Raw genomic sequence first — 17,860 nt, forward strand, 5'->3', positions numbered from 1 at the left:
GACCCGCCGGAGCCCGGACCGGTCGGAGCCGGGACCGGTCAGAGCCTGCGGGTGGCCAGGGTGAGACGGTCGCGGGCGTCGAACAGGGCGTCCTTGACCATCTGCTCGTGCGCGGGGGTGAGCCGCGCCACAGGCACCGAGCAGCTGATCGCGTCACGGGCGGGTGTGCGGTACGGGATCGCCACACCGAAGCAGCGCAGTCCCAGCGTGTTCTCCTCGCGGTCCACCGCGAAGCCCTGCTCCCGCACCTGGCGGAGCTCCTCGATGAGCTTCTCCCGGTCCGTGATCGTGTGCTCGGTCAGCGCGGGCAGCGTCTCGGGCAGCATCTTGCGGACCTGCTCGTCGGTGTGCGTGGCCAGCAGCGCCTTGCCGAGCGAGGTGGAGTGGGCGGGGAGCCGGCGGCCGACCCGGGTGAAGGGGCGCAGGTAGTGCTGCGACTGCCGGGTGGCCAGATAGACGACGTTCGTGCCGTCCAGGCGCGCGAGGTGGATGGTCTCCGTGGTGTCGTCGGAGAGGCGGTCGAGCGTGGGGCGGGCCGCGGCGACCACCTCGTCGCCGTCGATGTACGAGGTGCCGACCAGCAGGGCGCGGACGCCGATGCCGTACCGCGTGCCCGTCGCGTCCGTCTCGACCCAGCCGAGCTCCACGAGCGTCCGCAGCAGCATGTACAGGCTGGACTTGGGATAGCCGACGGCCTCCTGGACCGCGGCGAGGGAGTGCATTCCGGGCTTGCCGGCGAAGTACTCCAGCAATTCCACGGTCCGTACCGCGGACTTGACCTGCGCCCCGCCGCCTGTCTCGCCTGCCGACATCGCCCTTGACCCCTTCGTTGGACGGGAAATAGTCTCCAACAGGATATTCACCATCAGAGACAGCGTTCAGCATATCGAACACCCCTGGTGAGTGACACAAGAACTGTGGCATCACATCTGAAGGGACCCGCGGTGGCAGCAGCACCAGTCTGGAGTGTCGACCCCCGTACCGGGAAGCAGCGGGAACAGGTTGCGGTGGAGGCCACAGCCCAGGAGGTGGACGAGGCCGTCCGCGCCGCGCACGCCGCGCGCCCCGCTCTCGTCGACCGCGCCGTACGCGCCGCGTTCCTGCGCACCGCCGCCGACCTGCTCGAAGGCGCCAAGGACCAGCTCGTCGAGGCCGCCGACGCGGAGACCGCGCTCGGCCCGGTCCGGCTCACCGGCGAACTCGCCCGCACCTGCTACCAGTTGCGCGCTTTTGCCGGAATCGTCGACGAGGGCGCCTTCCTCGACGTCGTCATCAACCACCCCGACGGCACGGCCACTCCGCCGATCCCGGACCTGCGCCGCTACAAGGTGGCACTGGGCGTCGTCGCCGTGTACTCGGCCTCGAACTTCCCCTTCGCCTTCTCGGTCGCCGGCGGCGACACGGCCAGCGCGCTGGCCGCGGGCTGCCCGGTCGTCGTCAAGGCCCACCCCGACCACCCGGCGCTCTCCGAGCTGGTCGCCGTGGTCCTGCGCCGGGCCGCCGCCCGGCACGACATCCCCGAGGGCGTCATCGGCCTCGTCCACGGCTTCGAGGCCGGCGTCGAGCTGGTCCGGCACCCGCTGATCGCGGCGGCCGGGTTCACCGGCTCGATCCGCGGCGGGCGCGCGCTGTTCGACGCGGCCTCCGCGCGTCCGGTGCCGATCCCGTTCCACGGCGAGCTGGGCTCCCTCAACCCGGTCGTCGTCACCGAGGCCGCGGCCGCCGAGCGCGCGGAGGAGATCGGCGCGGGTCTCGCCGGCTCGATGACGCTGGGCGTCGGCCAGTTCTGTGTGAAGCCGGGCCTGGTGCTCGCGCCGGCCGGCGCGGCGGGCGACCGTCTGCTGAAGTCCCTGACCGACGCGGTGAGCGACACCGCCTCCGGGGTCCTGCTCGACCACCGGATGCGCGACAACTTCATCGCCGGGGTCGCCGAGCGCGCCGGACTCCCGGACGTCCATGCCCCGGTGACACCGGGCGCGGGCGGCGAGCACACGGTGAGCCCCGGCTTCCTGACCGTGCCCGCGAGCAGGCTCGCCGCCGAGGGCGAGCACGATCTGCTCCTGGAGGAGTGCTTCGGGCCGCTCACGGTCGTGGCGCGCTACGAGGACGAGTCCGAGGCCGGCGCGGTGCTCTCCCGGCTGCCGGGCAACCTCACGGCCACGGTGCAGCTCTCCGCCGAGGAAGCGGCGGGCGAGGGGCGCGGCGCGGAGATCCTCGCCGAGCTGACCTCCCTCGCGGGCCGTGTGCTGGTCAACGGCTGGCCGACGGGTGTCGCCGTCGCTCCGGCTCAGCACCACGGCGGGCCGTACCCCGCGACGACCTCGACGTCCACGTCGGTCGGCGGCAGTGCCATCGAGCGGTGGATGCGGCCGGTGGCCTATCAGGGTGTGCCCGAGGCGCTGTTGCCGCCCGAGCTGCGGGACGACAACCCGCTGGGTCTGCCCCGGCGTTACGACGGGCGCCTGGAGCGGTAATGCCCCAGGCGTGACCTTCACGGGCCGCGGGTGCCGCGTGACCGATCACGCGGTTTCCCGCGTCCCCCGGGGGCGCGGCCACCGACCTGAGAGACTCGGACCATGGACGTCGAACTCCCCGAACTCCCCTTCCCCCTCCGCACCTACGGCCCCGCCGGGCACTGGTCGTACGAGGACGGAGCGCTCACCGGCTGGGCCGGACCCCGGCAGGACCGCTTCGTGCCGCCCACCGGTGAAGGGCTCGACCCGGCCTCGGACGCGCCGCGTCTGCTCGGCGCGCCGGAGGGAGACTTCCAGCTGATCGCCCGCGTGACGGTCGGCTTCAGGGGGGCCTTCGACGCGGGCGTTCTCTACGTCCACGTCGGGGAGCGGGCCTGGGCGAAGCTGTGCCTGGAGTACTCACCGGACGTGCCCACCGTCTGCACGGTGGTCACCCGGGGGCACTCCGACGACGCCAACTCCTTCACCGTCGACGGCAGTTCCGTCTGGCTGCGGGTGAGCCGCACGGGTCGCGCCTTCGCCTTCCACGCCTCCCGCGACGGCGAGCGCTGGACCTTCGTCCGCCTGTTCACCCTGGCCGACGAGAAGGAGACCGGGGCGGCGCTGGTGGGCTTCATGACGCAGTCACCGATGGGGGAGGGCTGCGTGGTGACGTACGAGAGCATCGAGTTCCGTCCGGCCTGGCCGCTCGACCTGCGCGACGGCAACTAGCGACCGGGTTCCCGGGGCCTGGGCCCGTCCGGGCCTCTTGGCCCCCGGGACCGCGCTGTTCCGGAACCACATCGTCCGCAATCACGTCCTCAGCTGCATGATCGAGGACCGTGTGAATCGTGTGCGCCGGGTGATCAGGACCGCGCTGCCCGCCGAGGCGGCCGTCGTCGCCGACCTGCACGCCCGGGCCCGGGCGACGTACTACCCGGACGGGGTGCCGCAGGACGGCACGGACTGGCTCGCCGCCTGGCGGAGCGCCATCGAGCGTCCGGACGGGCATGTGCTGTGCTTCGTGCTGGACGGCCGGATCGCGGGCATCGCCTCCTTCCGCGCGGCCGAGGGCGCGCCCGCCGACACGGTCAGGCTCTACCAGTTCCATGTCGACCCCGACCGCCGGCGGGCCGGCATCGGGACCGAGCTGCACGCGGCCTGCGTGGAGGAGTGGCAGGCGGACGGGAAGCGCACGGCGACGCTCGACGTGCATGTCGACAACCGGCCCGCCCAGGCCTTCTACGCCCGCCTCGGCTGGGTACCCGACCCGGAGAACCCGCCCGCGGAGGACGATCACCACCGGTATCTGCGGTACGCGGTGCCCCCGGCTGCGCCCCTGGCGGCGACCGGAACGGCGACCGGAGCGGGGTCGGCGACCGGGGCGGGGTCGGCGACCGGGGCGGGGTCGGGGACGGCGACGGGGGCCGGGGAATGACCCGAGCCGTTTGAACGTTCACACACTGACGTCCCCGGAGGGTGTCCCGTATCCGTACGACCTGGAGAGAGCCGAAGAATGCGCGTCGAGATCTGGAGCGACATCGCCTGCCCGTGGTGCTATGTCGGAAAGGCCCGCTTCGAGAAGGCGCTGGACGCCTTCCCGCACCGTGACCAGGTCGAGGTCGTGCACCGCTCCTTCGAGCTCGACCCGGGCCGCGCCAAGGGCGACATCCAGCCGGTGATCACGATGCTCACCAAGAAGTACGGCATGAGCGAGGCGCAGGCGCAGGCGGGCGAGGAGAACCTCGGAACGCAGGCCGCCGCCGAGGGCCTCGCGTACCGCACCCGGGACCGCGACCACGGCAACACCTTCGACATGCACCGTCTGCTGCACCTCGCCAAGGAGCGGGGCCGCCAGGACGAGCTGATCGGCCTGTTCTACAAGGCGAACTTCGCCGAGGAGCGGACCGTCTTCGGTGACGACGAGCGGCTCGTGGAGCTGGCCGTCGCCGCCGGGCTCGACGCTGACGCCGCCCGCGCGGTGCTCGCCGACCCGTCCGCCTACGCCGACGAGGTCCGCGCCGACGAGCGCGAGGCCGCCGAGCTGGGCGCGAACGGCGTCCCCTTCTTCGTCCTCGACCGCACGTACGGCGTCTCCGGCGCGCAGCCCGCCGAGGTCTTCGCGCAGGCGCTGGCCCAGGCGTGGGGCGAGCGGCCGCAGCTGAAGCTGATCCAGGACGGAGCCGCCGACGCCGAGGCCTGCGGTCCGGACGGCTGCGCCGTTCCCCAGGGCTGACCGGCGCGGGTCGGTGCCCCGGCACCGAAAAGCGCAGGTCGGAGCCGATGCATAAGCGCTCCTTGGGGAAACCGCTTAAAAATGCGCAATGGACGGGGACATCTTCTGGGCCCACAGTGGTCCCATGGAGACCTTCGAGACCCTCGTCCGTACCGAGTTCGCCCCGAAGAACACCTATCTGAACACCGCGAGCACCGGCCTGCTGCCGGCCCGCACCGTGACCGCGATGCGGGCCGCCGTGGAGTCCGTGGCCGCCGGACAACCCGCCGACATGTTCGCGGACGTCGAGGCGGCCCGCTCGTCGTTCGCCCGTCTCGTCGGGGTGCCCGAGCGCCGGGTGGCGGCCGGGGCCTCGGTCGCCGTGTACAGCGGACTGATCGCCGCCTCACTGCCGCCGGGCGCCGAAGTCCTCACCGCGGAGGCGGACTTCAGCTCCGTCGTGACGCCGTTCCACGTCCGCGGCGACCTCAAGGTCCGCGCCGTTCCGCTGGAGCGGATCGCCGAATCCGTGCACTCCGGTACCGCGCTCGTCGCGGTGAGCGCCGCACAGTCCGCCGACGGCCGGATCGCCGGACTGGAGGCGATCCGGGAGGCCGCGCGGGAGCACGGCGCCCGTACGTACATCGACGCGTCCCAGGCCGCCGGATGGCTGCCCCTGAGCGCGGACGCCTACGACTATGTCTCCTCCGTCGCCTTCAAGTGGCTCGTCTGCCCGCGCGGCGTGGCTTTCCTGGTCGTCCCGGAGGATCTCGGCGGACTCACCCCGGTGTTCGCCGGCTGGGTCGCGGGCGAGACCCCCTGGGACAGCTGCTACGGCCCCGTCGAGGAACTCGCCCACTCCGCGCGGCGGTTCGACGAGAGCCCGAGCCTCTTCGCGTACGCCGGAGCCCGGCATTCACTGGAACTCCTCGAAGAACTGGGCGTGGAGCGGGTGCGGGACCACAATCTCGCGCTCGCCGACCGCTTCCGCGCCGGCCTGCTCCAACGCGGCCATGAACCGGTCACCGCCCCCGGCTCCTCGATCGTCTCCGTGCCGGGACTCGGCGGCCTCCAGCCCGAGTTGAGCCGGGCCGGCGTCGAAGTCTCCGACCGCTCGGGCAACTTGAGGGCGGCGTTCCATCTGTACAACACCCCGGACGACGTCGACCGGCTGCTCGACGTGCTGCCCGGCTGAGCGTCCGCGCGCCGCCCCGGCCCTCTGGCGCCGGCCGCGGCAGGGCGCTAGGAAGGGCACCACGAGGTGGTGGTGCCGGTGGAACCGACGTTCACTGACGCCGAGTTGCACCAGCGGCTGGTGTACGGCGACGAGTCCGCGCTCGGGGAGGTGTACGCCGCGTACGGCGGGCTGGTCCGGCGGGTCGCCGTCCGGGTCACCCGCAGCCCGGCGGCCGCCGAGGACGTGGCGCAGGAAGTCTTCGCACAGCTCTGGAGCAGGCCGTACGCCTTCGACGCCCGCCGCGGCACGCTGCGCACCTGGCTGTCCATGCTCGCCCACCGGCGGGCGGTGGACTGGGTGCGCGGCGAGGCCCGGCACCGCAAGGACGCCCGCGCCGACGACGCGGCGCTGCACGCCATCCCCGACGCCGCGCCGGGCCCCGACGAGACGGTCGTCGACCGCGAACGCTCGCTGCTGCTGCACACCGCGCTCGCCGAACTCCCGCAGCCCCAGCGCGAGGTGGTCCACCTCGCCTACTTCGCGGGCCGCACCTACCGGCAGGCGGCCGTGGAACTGGGCATCCCGGAGGGCACCGCGAAGACCCGGCTGCGCGCCGCCCTGCGCAGACTCGCCGAGACCCTCGCCGACCCGCCCGATCCCGCGTTGGAGCGGGGCGCGTGATGACGTCACGGGTGGCACCGGCCGGAGGACGCGTGCGTATGGTGGGCACACCGGGGCGAGGCGCGGCCGGCACGCCGAAGCCGGCCGGGAAGGGCGGCGGACGATGAGCATGCACCACGAAGGGATGCGGGACCTGCTGGCGGCCTGGGCCGTCGGCGCCCTGACCCCCGCCGACGAGAAGACGGTCCCGCTCCATCTGGCCGAGTGCGAGTCCTGCGCCGCGGAGGCGGAACGGCTGCGCGAGACGGTACGGCTGCTGGACGGCCCGCGGCGCCCGTCCCCGGCGAAGGGAACCGCCGACGGCGTACTGGCCCTGGCCCTGCGCTCCCGCCCGGCCGCTCCCCGGGTGGCCCGGCACGCCGCCCCCTACGCCGCCGCGGTCGCCGGACTCCGGTCGCTGCTGCGCGAGGTGGGGGACCGGGGGCGCTGGGGCACGCCGGTCGTGCACGACTGGGACGTGCACGCCACCGTCGCCCATCTGATCGCGGCGGACGAGCCGTTGGCGCGGCACCTCGGCCTCGTGGCGCGGCCGCCGGAGCCGGCCGGAGCGGAGGAGACGCCGTGGCAGGACGCCTGGGCCGCCCGGACCGCCGAGGTGATCGCCCGCGAGCACCGGCGCCCGCCCGAGGAGACCGTCGCCGCGTGGAGCGCGCAGGCCGCCGCGCTGCTGGCCGCACCGGAGGCGACCGACCCCGAACGGGCCGCGCACGCCACCACGTTGATGGGCGCCCGGCTGCCCGTCGCGGACCACTTCGTCGTGCGCGCCTTCGAGACGTGGATCCACACCGACGACATCGGGCGGGCCCTCGGACTCGTCGTGCCCCCGCCGCCGGACCCCCATCTGCGGCAGCTCGTCCGCCTCGCGGTGCGTGTCCTCGGAACGGCCCTCGGCCCCACGGCGCCTCCCGTGCTGTTCGCGGTGGCCGGCGGGGGACCCGACGCACAGTGGGTGCTGGGTTCCGAGGACGAGCCCGTCCGGGCCGAACTCGTCCTGGAACCGGTCGACTTCTGCCTGCTGATCGGCGGCCGGTACGCGCCCGGCGAGGTGCCGCGGGGCGCGACGGGGGACGCCGCCGCGATCGACGCCGTACTGGAAGAGGCCGCGTCCCTGGCCTGGCTGTAGGTACCGGGTGCGGCGCCGGAACGCCGAGAGCCGGGTCTCACCCGTACACGAGGGTGAGGACCCGGCCCGAGCCGGCACCGGCGGAGCTGCGACCCGTACCGGCCGAGGTGTCTCGTACCGCCGGAGGAAGTCACCGCACCGGCGGAGGAAGTCACCGCACCGGCGTGAAGTCCCGTGCCCCGATGAACTCCGGCCTGCGCACCGGAGCCGCGAAGGGCTCCACCGCGGCGTTCTCCACGCTGTTGAACACGATGAAGACGTTGCTGCGCGGGAACGGGGTGATGTTGTCACCCGAACCGTGCATGCAGTTGCAGTCGAACCAGGTCGCCGAACCGGCGCGGCCCGTGAAGAGCTTGATGCCGTGCCGGGTGGCGAGGCGGGTGAGCGCCTCGTCGGACGGCGTACCGGCGTCCTGCATCTGCAGCGACTTCTTGTAGTTGTCCTTCGGCGTGGCCCCCGCACACCCGAGGTACGTCCTGTGCGACCCCGGCATGATCATGAGGCCGCCGTTGGTGTCGTAGTTCTCGGTCAGCGCGATCGAGACGGACACCGTCCGCATGTTCGGCAGACCGTCCTCGGCATGCCAGGTCTCGAAGTCCGAGTGCCAGTAGAAGCCACTCGCGCCGAAGCCCGGCTTGACGTTGATCCGCGACTGGTGGACGTACACGTCGGAGCCGAGGATCTGCCGGGCCCGGCCGACGACGCGCTCGTCGCGCACGAGCCGGGCGAAGATCTCGCTGATCCGGTGCACCTCGAAGACGGACCGGATCTCCTGCGTCTGCGGCTCGACGATCGAGCGGTCGTCGGCTCGGATCGCCGGGTCGGTGACGAGCCGTTCCAGCTCCTGCCGGTAGACCGCGACCTCGTCCTCGGCGATCAGCTCCTCGACGGGGAGGAAGCCATCGCGTTCGTACGCCTGGAGTTCGGGCGAAGTGATCGGGCCGGGATCGCCCGGCGCGCCCCAGATGACCGGGTCCTGTCGCGGCACGGCCACTTCGGTGGCGCCTCGGCTGGGGTACAGATCGGTGAGTGTGGTCATCGGTGTGTCACACCTCCTCGGGTTCGGTGAGCAGCGGGTAGACGCCGTTCTCGTCGTGGTCCTCCCGTCCGGTGACGGGCGGGTTGAAGACGCAGACGCACCGGAAGTCGGTCCTGGGACGCATGGTGTGGCGCTCGTGGCCGTCCAGCAGGTACATCGTCCCGGGCGTGATCCAGTGCTTCTCGCCGGTCTCGTCGTTGGTGAGTTCGGCTTCGCCCTCCACGCAGAGCACGGCCTCGATGTGGTTCGCGTACCACATCTGCGTCTCCGTACCCGCGTACAGGATCGTCTCGTGCAGGGAGAAGCCGACCTTCTCCTTGGCGAGGACGATGCGCTTGCTCTCCCAGGTGCCGGTCGCCGCCTTCACATGCCGGTCGGTGCCTTCGACATCCTTGAACGAACGGACTATCACGGTGGTGCGATGCCTCTCTCTCGTGCTTCTCGTGGTGTGCGGCGGTCTGGTCAGACGGTCTCGCGGACGGCGCGGGCGAGGGTGCGCAGGCCCTCGTCGAGCTCGTCGGGGGTGATGGTGAGCGCGGGCAGCAGTTTCACGACCTCGCTCTCGGGGCCGGACGTCTCGATGAGCAGACCGAGTTCGAAGGCGCGCTGCGCGACGCGTCCGGCCCGGGCCTTCTCCTTGAACTCGATGCCCCAGACGAGCCCGCGGCCCCGGTACTCCTTGATGTCGGCGAGGTTCTCCTCGGTGATGGAGATCAGCGCCTGCTCGACCTGCTCGCCGCGGGCGCGGGTCTGCTTCTCCATCGCGGAGCCGTCGGCCCAGTAGGCCTCCAGGGCGGCGGCGGCCGTGACGAACGCCGGATTGTTGCCGCGGAAGGTGCCGTTGTGCTCGCCCGGCTCCCAGATGTCCAGCTCGGGCTTGAACAGGCACAGCGACATCGGCAGTCCGTACCCGCTGATGGACTTGGAGACGGTCACGATGTCGGGCACGACCCCCGCCTCCTCGAAGGAGAAGAACGCGCCGGTGCGCCCGCAGCCCATCTGGATGTCGTCGACGATCAGCAGCATGTCGCGGCGCTTGCACAGGTCGGCGAGGGCACGCAGCCACTCGGGCCGCGCGACGTTGATGCCGCCCTCGCCCTGCACGGTCTCGACGATCACCGCGGCGGGCTGGTTGAGGCCCGAGCCCTGGTCCTCCAGGAGCCGCTCGAACCACAGGAAGTCCGGGACCTGGCCGTCGAAGTAGTTGTCGAACGGCATCGGGGTTCCGTGCACCAGCGGGATACCGGCGCCGGCCCGCTTGAAGGCGTTGCCGGTCACGGCGAGCGAGCCGAGCGACATCCCGTGGAAGGCGTTGGTGAACGACACGATCGCCTCGCGCCCCTTCACCTTCCGCGCGAGCTTCAGCGCGGACTCGACGGCGTTGGTGCCGGTCGGGCCGGGGAACATCACTTTGTACGGCAGGTCGCGCGGCCGCAGCACCAGGTTCTGGAAGGTCTCCAGGAAGCCGCGTTTGGCCGTCGTCGACATGTCGAGTCCGTGGGTGACGCCGTCGCGCTCCAGGTAGTCGATCAGGGCCCGTTTGAGCACGGGGTTGTTGTGCCCGTAGTTCAGGGACCCGGCGCCGGCGAAGAAGTCGAGGTACTCGTGTCCGTCCTCGTCGTACATCCGGCTGCCCCGGGCGCGGTCGAAGACGGTGGGCCAGTTGCGGCAGTAGCTGCGCACCTCCGACTCCAGGGTCTCGAAGACGCTCAGGTCGGGCGGGGTGATGGTCACGGCGAATAGCTCCTCGAAGCGTGGGGGGGGCGGAAGAAGGCGGGGGCGAGGAAGAAGAGGTTCAGCGGGGGAAGGGGCCGATGCGGTACAGCACTTCGGGGTCGTGCGGCCCGTCGGGGAACTGCTCCGTCTCGAACAGCACCTCGCGCTCGACGGCCGCGCCATGGCGTTGTGCGTACGACAGGAACAGGCGCTCGGACGCGGTGTTGCCCGGCGTGATGGTGGTCTCGACGACGGACAGCCCGCGCTCGGCCGCCACCCGCGCCGTCAGCCCGTCGAGCAGCCGAGCGGCCAGTCCGCGGCCTCGGTACGCCGCGTCGACGGCCACCTGCCACACGAGCAGGGTGCGCGGACGCTCGGGGCGCACGTACGCGGTCACGAAACCGACGGGCCGCCCGTCGGCGTCGCGTGCCACCGCCGAGGTGCCGGCGAAGTCACGGCACCACAGCAGATAGCTGTACGAGGAGTTCAGGTCGAGGGTTCGGGAGTCCTTGGCGATACGCCAGAGGGTGGCCCCGTCGGCCACCTCCGGACGGTCGATCCGAAGGTCCTCCGGCATTTCCAGGAATTCCGCTGACAGGTCTGCTTGTGCGGCGGTCATGCGGATTGAATTTACCGACGGAAAGTTCAAATTGCATCGTCGGACGGGGTTACGGACGGCGTACCCATGTGTTATCACGCGCCCGTGAAAGGGCAGCGATGTACGCAGTTTTATGACCGCTTTTGCCCGGAAAATACCACAGAAAAGGGGCGCGTTGTGGAGTGTGTCACAGCGACGAAATGTAGGGGAGACCTGCCCGAATCACGCCGTTCGGCGTTCGCGAAATCTTTGCGTTTAGGTGCAGGAAAAGCGGGCAGAAGAATGCGGGAAGCTGTGCGGAACCAATGGGGTTCCATATTAACGGCAGGATAAGTGGGATAAGCGTGTGGAGAGGATTTACCATTCCCGCCGCATCACCGTTCGGAGTCCCGTGGGCTCTCCGGACTGTTCGCGTTCTCCGGGACGCACCGGCACCTCGGGGGCTTCCGCGGGCTCCCTCGGGCCTCCCCGCCCGGCGGAGGCGCGGACGCCCCCGCCGGTCATGCCGGGATCAGTCCCAGGCCAGCGCCACGGCCCGGCGCGCCCCTTCCAGGTCCACCGGGAAGCCGGACTCGGCGAGCGCCGCGCCCAGGCCCGCGAGGCTGGAGTGGACGACACCGCGCGTGGCGTCGGGGCCGTAGTGGTTCACGCGGATCATCGACCGGGAGAGAGCGCCGCCCCCCGCGGCGAGCGGCAGCGCGGGATCCGCGGCCAGCGCCTTGGCGACCACGGCGGACGCGTCCACCTCCTCGGGCACCTGCAGTGTGGTGGCGACGGGCGCCGCGTCGGAGGCGGCGTGCACGAACGGCTTCAGCCCCCCGCCGAGTGCCACGGCTCCGGCCCGGGTGGCCGCGGCGGCCGAGGCGTGCCGGGTCATCACCGCGTCGAGGCCCTCGCCCTCGATCCGCTCGACACACGCCTCCAGCGCCAGCATCTCCAGCTGTGCCGGAGCGTGCAGCAGCGCCGTGCGGCCACCGTCGACCCATCGCTCCTTCCAGTCAAGCAGGGAGAGGTAGGAGCGGCGCGGCGCGGCGGGGTTCGAGGCCATCCGGGCCCACGCCCGCCCGCTCACCGACACCGCCGACACCCCGGCCGGACCGCCCATCGCCTTCTGGGCCCCGATCACGCACAGGTCGACCCCCCAGGCGTCCGGCAGCACCGGCTCGGCGCCGATCGACGCGACGGCGTCCAGGTAGAAGAGCGCGCCGTGCTCGCGGACGACCTCGCCGATCTCCGCGACCGGGTTGGTGTTCCCGGTGGCGGCCTCGGCGTGCACGAGCGACACGAAGTCGATCGAGGGGTGCTCGGCGAAGGCCTCGCGGATCTGCTCGGCGGTGACCGCGGCGTGGAAGGGCACCGCCAGATCGATCACGGTCGCCCCGCAGTCCCGCAGCCAGTTCCCGAAGGTCTGCCCGTAGGGGCCGGTGATGATGTTCAGGGCGGTGGTGCCGGGTCCGGCGGTGCCGCGGATGGCCCCCTCCAGGGGCAGCAGCGCCTCGCCCTGCATGATCACGACGTCCTGCTCGGTGGAGAGCAGCCGGGCGACGCGGTCCTCGATCGACGCGAAGTGCGCGGCGCTCAGCGGCGCCAGGTCAAGAAAGGGGTGGGTCACGGCGGTGCTCTCTTCGCTCACGGTGGTGTCGACGATCAGAGCGTAACCGGCGGCCCCCGGCGTACCCGGACCGGCGAATTCTGAGGCCAGACGGACCAGTAGCCATCGGATTGATTTGAGCAACTCAAACCTTTCCTTATAATCAGAACCCTCTGTTCCCCCCACAGGAGGTCTCCGTGAACTCGGTCCTCGGACGCCGGACGCGCATTCTGGCCGCCACCACCGCCACGGCCGGGCTGCTGCTCGTGGCCGGCTGCTCCTCGGACGACGGTGGCGGCAAGACGACCGCCTCGGGCGGGGTCCCGCTGGTCAAGAGCGGCCAGCTCACGACCTGCACCCACCTGCCGTACCCGCCCTTCCAGTCGGAGATCGACGGCAAGGTGCAGGGCTTCGACGTGTCGCTGATCGACCTGGTCGCCAAGGACCTGGGCGTGAAGCAGGCCATCGTCGACACGCCCTTCGAGAATTTCAAGACGGGCGCGTTCCTCAACTCCGAGCAGTGCGACCTCGCCGCGGCCGGTATGACGATCACCGAGGAGCGCAAGAAGAACGTCGACTTCTCCGACCCGTACTTCGACGCCACCCAGGCCGTCCTGGTCGACAAGAAGAGCGGCATCAACTCCCTCGCCGACGTCAAGGCGAAGGGCAAGAAGCTCGGCGCCCAGGCGCAGACCACCGGCGAGGACTACGCGAAGCAGCAGGGCTTCGACCCGGTCTCCTTCGAGTCCTCCGACGCGGTCCTCAGCGGGCTGCGCAGCGGTCAGGTGCAGGCCGTCGTCATCGACTACCCGGTCGTCCAGGGCTGGCTCAAGGACAAGGCCAACGCCGACGCCTTCGAGGTGGCCGACAACATCAACACCGGTGAGCAGTACGGCTTCACGGTGAAGAAGGGCAACACCAAGCTCGTCGACGCCATCAACAAGGCCCTCGCGGACGCCAAGGCCGACGGCACGTACAAGAAGCTCTACGAGCAGTGGATCGGCCCGTACGACGCGTCCGCGGCCTCCGCCTCCCCGTCCGCCTCATGAGTGGTGCCGACACACCCCTCCAGCCCCGCAGGTCCGGCCTGAGCCGGCGCCAGAAGCGCTCGCTCTCGCGCGGCGCGCAGTACGTGGTCTTCGCCGCCGTCGTGATCGCCTTCGCGGTCACGGCGGACTGGGGACGTCTGAAGAACCAGTTCTTCCAGTGGGACCTGGTCAAGGAGATGTTCCCGGACGTCATCACGCTGGCGCTGAAGAACACCGTCCTCTACACGACGTTCGGCTTCGTCGTCGGTCTCGTGCTGGGCATCGTCATCGCCCTGATGCGGCTGTCCTCGGTGGGCCCCTACCGCTGGTTCGCCGGAATCTACATCGAAGTCTTCCGCGGGCTGCCCGCCCTGGTGATCTTCATCTTCGTGGGCGTCGCGGTACCGCTCGCGTTCCCGGGCACGGAGATCCCGGGCGGAACGTACGGCAAGGTCGCCATCGCGCTCGGTCTGGTGGGGGCCGCGTACATGGCCGAGACCTTCCGCGCGGGCATCCAGGCCGTGCCCAAGGGGCAGATGGAGGCGGCCCGTTCGCTGGGCTTCTCGCACGCGCGGGCCATGGTCTCGATCATCGTCCCGCAGGCGTTCCGGATCATCCTCCCGCCGCTCACCAACGAACTCGTGACCCTCTTCAAGGACTCCTCGCTGGTGCTGTTCCTCGGCGTCACCCTGGAGGAGCGCGAGCTGTCCAAGTACGGCCGCGACCTGGCCAGCACGACCGCCAACTCCACGCCGATCCTCGTCGCGGGCCTGTGCTATCTGCTGGTGACGGTACCGCTCGGCTTTCTCGTACGACGTCTCGAAGCGAAGACGGGGGAGGCCTCCAAGTGAGCACGCCGGAGATCCAGGTGAAGGACCTGCACAAGTCCTTCGGCGACAACGAGGTTCTGCGCGGCATCGACCTGGAGGTCGGGCAGGGCGAGGTGGTCTGTGTCATCGGCCCGTCCGGCTCCGGCAAGTCGACCCTGCTCCGCTGTGTGAACCTCCTGGAGGAGCCCAGCAAGGGCCAGGTGTTCGTCGGCGGTACGGAGGTAACGCACCCCGACGTCGACATCGACGCCGTACGCCGCCGTATCGGCATGGTCTTCCAGCAGTTCAACCTCTTCCCCCATCTGTCGGTGACCGGGAACCTCACGCTGCCGCAGCGCCGGGTGCTCGGCAGGGACAAGGCGGAGGCGGCCCGGATCGCGGCCGAGAACCTCACCCGGGTGGGCCTCGCGGAGAAGGCCGACGCCTATCCGGCCTCGCTCTCCGGCGGCCAGCAGCAGCGCGTCGCGATCGCCCGCGCGCTCGCCATGGGGCCCGACGTGATGCTCTTCGACGAGCCGACGTCGGCGCTCGACCCCGAACTCGTCGGCGACGTGCTCGCCGTCATGCGGATGCTCGCCGACGAGGGCATGACGATGATGGTCGTCACCCACGAGATGTCCTTCGCGCGCGAGGTCGCCGACCGGGTCGTCTTCATGGACGGCGGTGTGATCGTCGAGGAAGGCGCCCCGGCGCAGGTCATCGGCAACCCGGCCCACGAGCGGACGCGGCACTTCCTGTCCAGGCTGCTGGACCCGGCGATGGCGGACGTCGAAGACGGGACGCCGGACGCGGCGGACCAGGAGTAGGACCGGGCGGGGCGAAGGGGAGGACCGGCCCGGGGGACCGGCGCCGGGAGGACCGGCCCGGGGAGGAGCGGGACCGGGCGGGCGAGCAGGGGGAGCCGCCTCACTAAGGTGCTTTCCATGAGCGATCACCCGGTACTGCACGTGAAGGGGCGGGTCCTCGTCGGACCCGACGACGTCCGCGACGAGCTGTGGGTCGTCGGCGGCCGGATCTCGTACGAGCGCCCCGGCGGCGCCCGTGACCTCCGCACCGTCGAGGGCTGGGCGCTGCCGGGCCTGGTCGACGCGCACTGCCATGTCGGGCTCGACGCCCACGGCCCGGTCCCCGCGGACGTCTCCGAGAAGCAGGCGCTGACCGACCGCGACGCCGGCACCCTCCTCGTGCGGGACGCCGGCTCGCCCTCCGACACCCGTTGGGTCGACGACCGCGAGGACCTCCCGAAGATCATCCGTGCGGGCCGGCACATCGCCCGCACCCGCCGCTACATCCGCAACTACGCCCACGAGATCGAGCCCGAGGACCTCGTCGCGTACGTCGCCCAGGAGGCCCGGCGCGGCGACGGCTGGGTCAAGCTCGTCGGGGACTGGCTCGACCGGGGCACCGGCGACCTGGGCGCCTGCTGGCCCCGCGAGGCCGTCGAGGCGGCGATCGCCGAGGCGCACCGGCTCGGCGCCCGGGTCACCGCGCACTGCTTCGCCGAGGACTCGCTCCGCGACCTGGTCGAGGCGGGCATCGACTGCGTCGAGCACGCCACGGGCCTCACGGAGGACACCGTCCCGCTCTTCGCCGAGCACGGCGTCGCCATCGTCCCCACCCTCGTGAACATCGCCACCTTCCCGCGGCTCGCGGCCGGCGGCGACGCGAAGTTCCCCCGGTGGTCGGCCCACATGCGACGCCTCCACGAACGCCGCTACGACACCGTGCGCGCCGCGTACGACGCCGGAATCCCCGTCTACGTCGGCACCGACGCGGGCGGCTCCCTCGCGCACGGGCTCGTCGCGGGCGAGGTCGCCGAGCTCGTCACCGCCGGTATCCCGCCCGTCGAGGCGCTCTCCGCCACCACCTGGGGCGCACGGCGCTGGCTCGGGCGGCCCGGCCTCGACGAGGGGGCGCCCGCGGACCTCGTGGTCTACGACGGGGACCCGCGCGCGGACGTGCGGGTCCTGGCGGCTCCTCGGCGGGTGGTCCTCAACGGGCGGGTCGTCGGCTGACACGGCTGACGTGGCTGACGTGAGCGTGGTTGACGGAGCGTGACGAACGGGGTGGCGCGCTCGTTACGCACCGCCGGGTGTGCTCCGGCGCGTCGGCCGGCCGCCGGTCGGCGCGTCAACCAGCGTGTTCTCCCCGGGGTGTTGACCGAGTGACGATGGGGAACACCCGTGCCTCGGGATTCGAAGGCGTGCGCTAAGAACCCACGTTGGAGTGAACTCACGTCAGGTGGCTGACTGTTCACTCTCAGTGCGTAATTCTTTCCGGGTCCCAGGCTTTCTCCTATGGGGGTCCCACCCTTGAACAGCATCAGCCACCGCATGCCCGCACGCCGTTTCGCCGTCACCGCGGCCGCCACCGTCCTCGCCGCGGGTCCCACCGCGCTGGCCGGCGCGGGCTCCGCCCACGCGACCACCGACCACGGTCGCGCGAGCGCCGTCGTGCTCCGGACCGGACTCGACGTGTCCCTCCTCAACAAGACCGTGAACGTCCCGCTCGCGGTCTCCCTGAACGAGGTGCAGGCACCGGGCAGTGCCGAGAAGACCGCGCTCACCGCGCAGTTGGACGGCGTCGACCGAGGACGTCCGTTCAGCGTGCTGCGCGCGGACGTCGCCACCGCCAAGGCCACCGTCTCCGCCGGGAAGGCCGAGGGTGCCACCCGTCTCGCGCACGCCGCCGTCCATGTCCCCGGGCTGCCGCTGCTGTCGCTCATCGAGGTCGAGGAGGTGACCTCGAAGGCGACCTGCGAGGCGGGGAAGAAACCCGTCGCCACCGCCAACCTGCTGGGATCCGTCACCGTTCTCGGCAAGAAGGTGACGCTGTCGACGGGCGGCCCGACCCAGGTGAAGGTGCCCGGGGTCGGCGAGGTGCGGCTCGACCTCTCCAAGACCGAGACCAGCACCCGTACGGCCGCCGCGTCCGCGCTCGAACTCAAGGTGTCCATCAACCCGTTGAAGCTGAACGTGGCCGAGGTGGAGGGCACGCTGAAGCTGGCGAGTGCGACCTGCGAGGCGCCGGAGGAACCCGTCGCCCAGGAGGCCGCACCCGCCGACCCGGTGGCCGAGGTGACACCGCAGGGCGCTCCCGCGGAGGAGGGCCTCGCCGAGACCGGGGGCAGCTCCACGACGCCGTACCTGGCCGCCGGAGCGGTGGCGCTGCTCGCCGCGGGCGGCGGAGCGGTCATCCTCTCCCGCCGCCGCCGAAACTGACCCCCACCACCCGGGGCTCCGCCCGGAATCCCGCACGGGGCTCCGTCCGGAATCCCGGATGGGCCTCCGTCCGGGTCTTCGCCCGGCTTACCGTCCGGGGCTCGCACGGGTCTTCGCCGGGCTCACGCCCCGGGGCCCGCAGGGGGCTCCGCCCGGCCCCGCACGGGTCTTCGCCGGGCTCACCGCCC

The 17,860-nt window shown here is 71.5% G+C and carries 17 protein-coding genes and 1 pseudogene; 12 read left to right on the forward strand and 6 right to left on the reverse strand.

Annotated features, from left to right (window positions below):
- Window positions 1-38 precede the first annotated feature (38 nt).
- The gene (locus OOK38_RS24015) at window positions 39-812 is read right to left on the reverse strand and encodes an IclR family transcriptional regulator (RefSeq protein ID WP_266757298.1); all 774 of its coding nucleotides are present in this window, start codon (window positions 810-812) and stop codon (window positions 39-41) included.
- A gap of 132 nt (window positions 813-944) precedes the next feature.
- Between OOK38_RS24015 and OOK38_RS24020 the strand changes: the two genes are divergently transcribed.
- The 7 genes and pseudogenes from OOK38_RS24020 (at window position 945) to OOK38_RS24050 (ending at window position 7,649) form a co-directional block, all read left to right on the forward strand.
- Window positions 945-2,474 carry an aldehyde dehydrogenase (NADP(+)) gene (locus OOK38_RS24020; RefSeq protein ID WP_266757296.1) on the forward strand — a complete coding sequence of 510 codons (1,530 nt, stop codon included), beginning with the start codon at window positions 945-947 and terminating at the stop codon, window positions 2,472-2,474.
- Window positions 2,475-2,576: 102 nt separating this feature from the next.
- Window positions 2,577-3,185 carry a DUF1349 domain-containing protein gene (locus OOK38_RS24025; RefSeq protein WP_266757295.1) on the forward strand — a complete coding sequence of 203 codons (609 nt, stop codon included), beginning with the start codon at window positions 2,577-2,579 and terminating at the stop codon, window positions 3,183-3,185.
- Window positions 3,186-3,282: 97 nt separating this feature from the next.
- Window positions 3,283-3,780, forward strand: a pseudogene (locus OOK38_RS24030) (N-acetyltransferase family protein); the annotation flags it as partial.
- A gap of 189 nt (window positions 3,781-3,969) precedes the next feature.
- Window positions 3,970-4,689 (forward strand): DsbA family oxidoreductase, encoded by a 720-nt coding sequence (locus tag OOK38_RS24035; RefSeq protein WP_266757293.1) that lies wholly within the window; start codon window positions 3,970-3,972, stop codon window positions 4,687-4,689.
- Between the two features lie 88 nt (window positions 4,690-4,777).
- Window positions 4,778-5,863, forward strand: a complete 1,086-nt coding sequence (locus OOK38_RS24040; RefSeq protein ID WP_266757291.1) for an aminotransferase class V-fold PLP-dependent enzyme — start codon at window positions 4,778-4,780, stop codon at window positions 5,861-5,863.
- Between the two features lie 66 nt (window positions 5,864-5,929).
- Window positions 5,930-6,526 (forward strand): RNA polymerase sigma factor, encoded by a 597-nt coding sequence (locus OOK38_RS24045; RefSeq protein WP_266757289.1) that lies wholly within the window; start codon window positions 5,930-5,932, stop codon window positions 6,524-6,526.
- Between the two features lie 103 nt (window positions 6,527-6,629).
- Window positions 6,630-7,649, forward strand: coding sequence for a maleylpyruvate isomerase family mycothiol-dependent enzyme (locus OOK38_RS24050; protein WP_266757287.1), 1,020 nt, complete (start codon window positions 6,630-6,632; stop codon window positions 7,647-7,649).
- 151 nt (window positions 7,650-7,800) lie between these two features.
- Here the strand turns inward: OOK38_RS24050 and thpD are convergent, their stop codons facing one another.
- From thpD to OOK38_RS24075, 5 genes are all read right to left on the reverse strand, one after another.
- Entirely contained in the window at window positions 7,801-8,688 is an 888-nt protein-coding gene (thpD, locus tag OOK38_RS24055; protein WP_266757285.1) for an ectoine hydroxylase, read from the reverse strand.
- Between the two features lie 7 nt (window positions 8,689-8,695).
- Complete coding sequence (locus OOK38_RS24060; protein WP_266757283.1) at window positions 8,696-9,100, reverse strand: ectoine synthase; 405 nt, start codon at window positions 9,098-9,100, stop codon at window positions 8,696-8,698.
- Window positions 9,101-9,150: 50 nt separating this feature from the next.
- Window positions 9,151-10,422 (reverse strand): diaminobutyrate--2-oxoglutarate transaminase, encoded by a 1,272-nt coding sequence (gene ectB / locus OOK38_RS24065; RefSeq protein WP_266757281.1) that lies wholly within the window; start codon window positions 10,420-10,422, stop codon window positions 9,151-9,153.
- A gap of 61 nt (window positions 10,423-10,483) precedes the next feature.
- On the reverse strand, window positions 10,484-11,023 hold the full coding sequence (gene ectA / locus OOK38_RS24070) for a diaminobutyrate acetyltransferase (RefSeq protein WP_266757279.1): 540 nt from the start codon (window positions 11,021-11,023) through the stop codon (window positions 10,484-10,486).
- Window positions 11,024-11,513: 490 nt separating this feature from the next.
- Window positions 11,514-12,614, reverse strand: a complete 1,101-nt coding sequence (locus tag OOK38_RS24075) for an alanine--glyoxylate aminotransferase family protein (protein ID WP_266765625.1) — start codon at window positions 12,612-12,614, stop codon at window positions 11,514-11,516.
- A gap of 176 nt (window positions 12,615-12,790) precedes the next feature.
- On the opposite strand from OOK38_RS24075, the gene OOK38_RS24080 reads away from it, so the two are divergent.
- The 5 genes from OOK38_RS24080 (at window position 12,791) to OOK38_RS24100 (ending at window position 17,672) form a co-directional block, all read left to right on the forward strand.
- Window positions 12,791-13,642, forward strand: a complete 852-nt coding sequence (locus tag OOK38_RS24080) for a transporter substrate-binding domain-containing protein (protein ID WP_266757277.1) — start codon at window positions 12,791-12,793, stop codon at window positions 13,640-13,642.
- Complete coding sequence (locus tag OOK38_RS24085; protein ID WP_266757275.1) at window positions 13,639-14,472, forward strand: amino acid ABC transporter permease; 834 nt, start codon at window positions 13,639-13,641, stop codon at window positions 14,470-14,472. The genes OOK38_RS24080 and OOK38_RS24085 overlap by 4 nt, the downstream gene beginning before the upstream one ends.
- On the forward strand, window positions 14,469-15,257 hold the full coding sequence (locus OOK38_RS24090; protein WP_266757273.1) for an amino acid ABC transporter ATP-binding protein: 789 nt from the start codon (window positions 14,469-14,471) through the stop codon (window positions 15,255-15,257). The genes OOK38_RS24085 and OOK38_RS24090 overlap by 4 nt, the downstream gene beginning before the upstream one ends.
- Window positions 15,258-15,374: 117 nt before the next feature.
- Window positions 15,375-16,466, forward strand: a complete 1,092-nt coding sequence (locus tag OOK38_RS24095; RefSeq protein ID WP_266757271.1) for an amidohydrolase family protein — start codon at window positions 15,375-15,377, stop codon at window positions 16,464-16,466.
- Between the two features lie 297 nt (window positions 16,467-16,763).
- Window positions 16,764-17,672 (forward strand): SCO1860 family LAETG-anchored protein, encoded by a 909-nt coding sequence (locus OOK38_RS24100; protein WP_266848798.1) that lies wholly within the window; start codon window positions 16,764-16,766, stop codon window positions 17,670-17,672.
- Window positions 17,673-17,860: the final 188 nt, after the last annotated feature.

This window comes from Streptomyces sp. NBC_00568, from assembly GCF_026341855.1.
Classification (GTDB): Bacteria; Actinomycetota; Actinomycetes; order Streptomycetales; family Streptomycetaceae; genus Streptomyces.

Excerpts from the sequence above, each read along its gene's own strand:
- OOK38_RS24015 (WP_266757298.1), bottom strand. The coding sequence starts at position 812 with ATGTCGGCAGGCGAGACAGGCGGCGGGGCGCAGGTCAAGTCCGCGGTA.
- OOK38_RS24025 (WP_266757295.1), top strand. The coding sequence starts at position 2,577 with ATGGACGTCGAACTCCCCGAACTCCCCTTCCCCCTCCGCACCTACGGC.
- OOK38_RS24035 (WP_266757293.1), top strand. The coding sequence starts at position 3,970 with ATGCGCGTCGAGATCTGGAGCGACATCGCCTGCCCGTGGTGCTATGTC.
- OOK38_RS24040 (WP_266757291.1), top strand. The coding sequence starts at position 4,778 with ATGGACGGGGACATCTTCTGGGCCCACAGTGGTCCCATGGAGACCTTC.
- OOK38_RS24050 (WP_266757287.1), top strand. The coding sequence starts at position 6,630 with ATGAGCATGCACCACGAAGGGATGCGGGACCTGCTGGCGGCCTGGGCC.
- thpD (WP_266757285.1), bottom strand. The coding sequence starts at position 8,688 with ATGACCACACTCACCGATCTGTACCCCAGCCGAGGCGCCACCGAAGTG.
- ectA (WP_266757279.1), bottom strand. The coding sequence starts at position 11,023 with ATGACCGCCGCACAAGCAGACCTGTCAGCGGAATTCCTGGAAATGCCG.
- OOK38_RS24085 (WP_266757275.1), top strand. The coding sequence starts at position 13,639 with ATGAGTGGTGCCGACACACCCCTCCAGCCCCGCAGGTCCGGCCTGAGC.
- OOK38_RS24095 (WP_266757271.1), top strand. The coding sequence starts at position 15,375 with ATGAGCGATCACCCGGTACTGCACGTGAAGGGGCGGGTCCTCGTCGGA.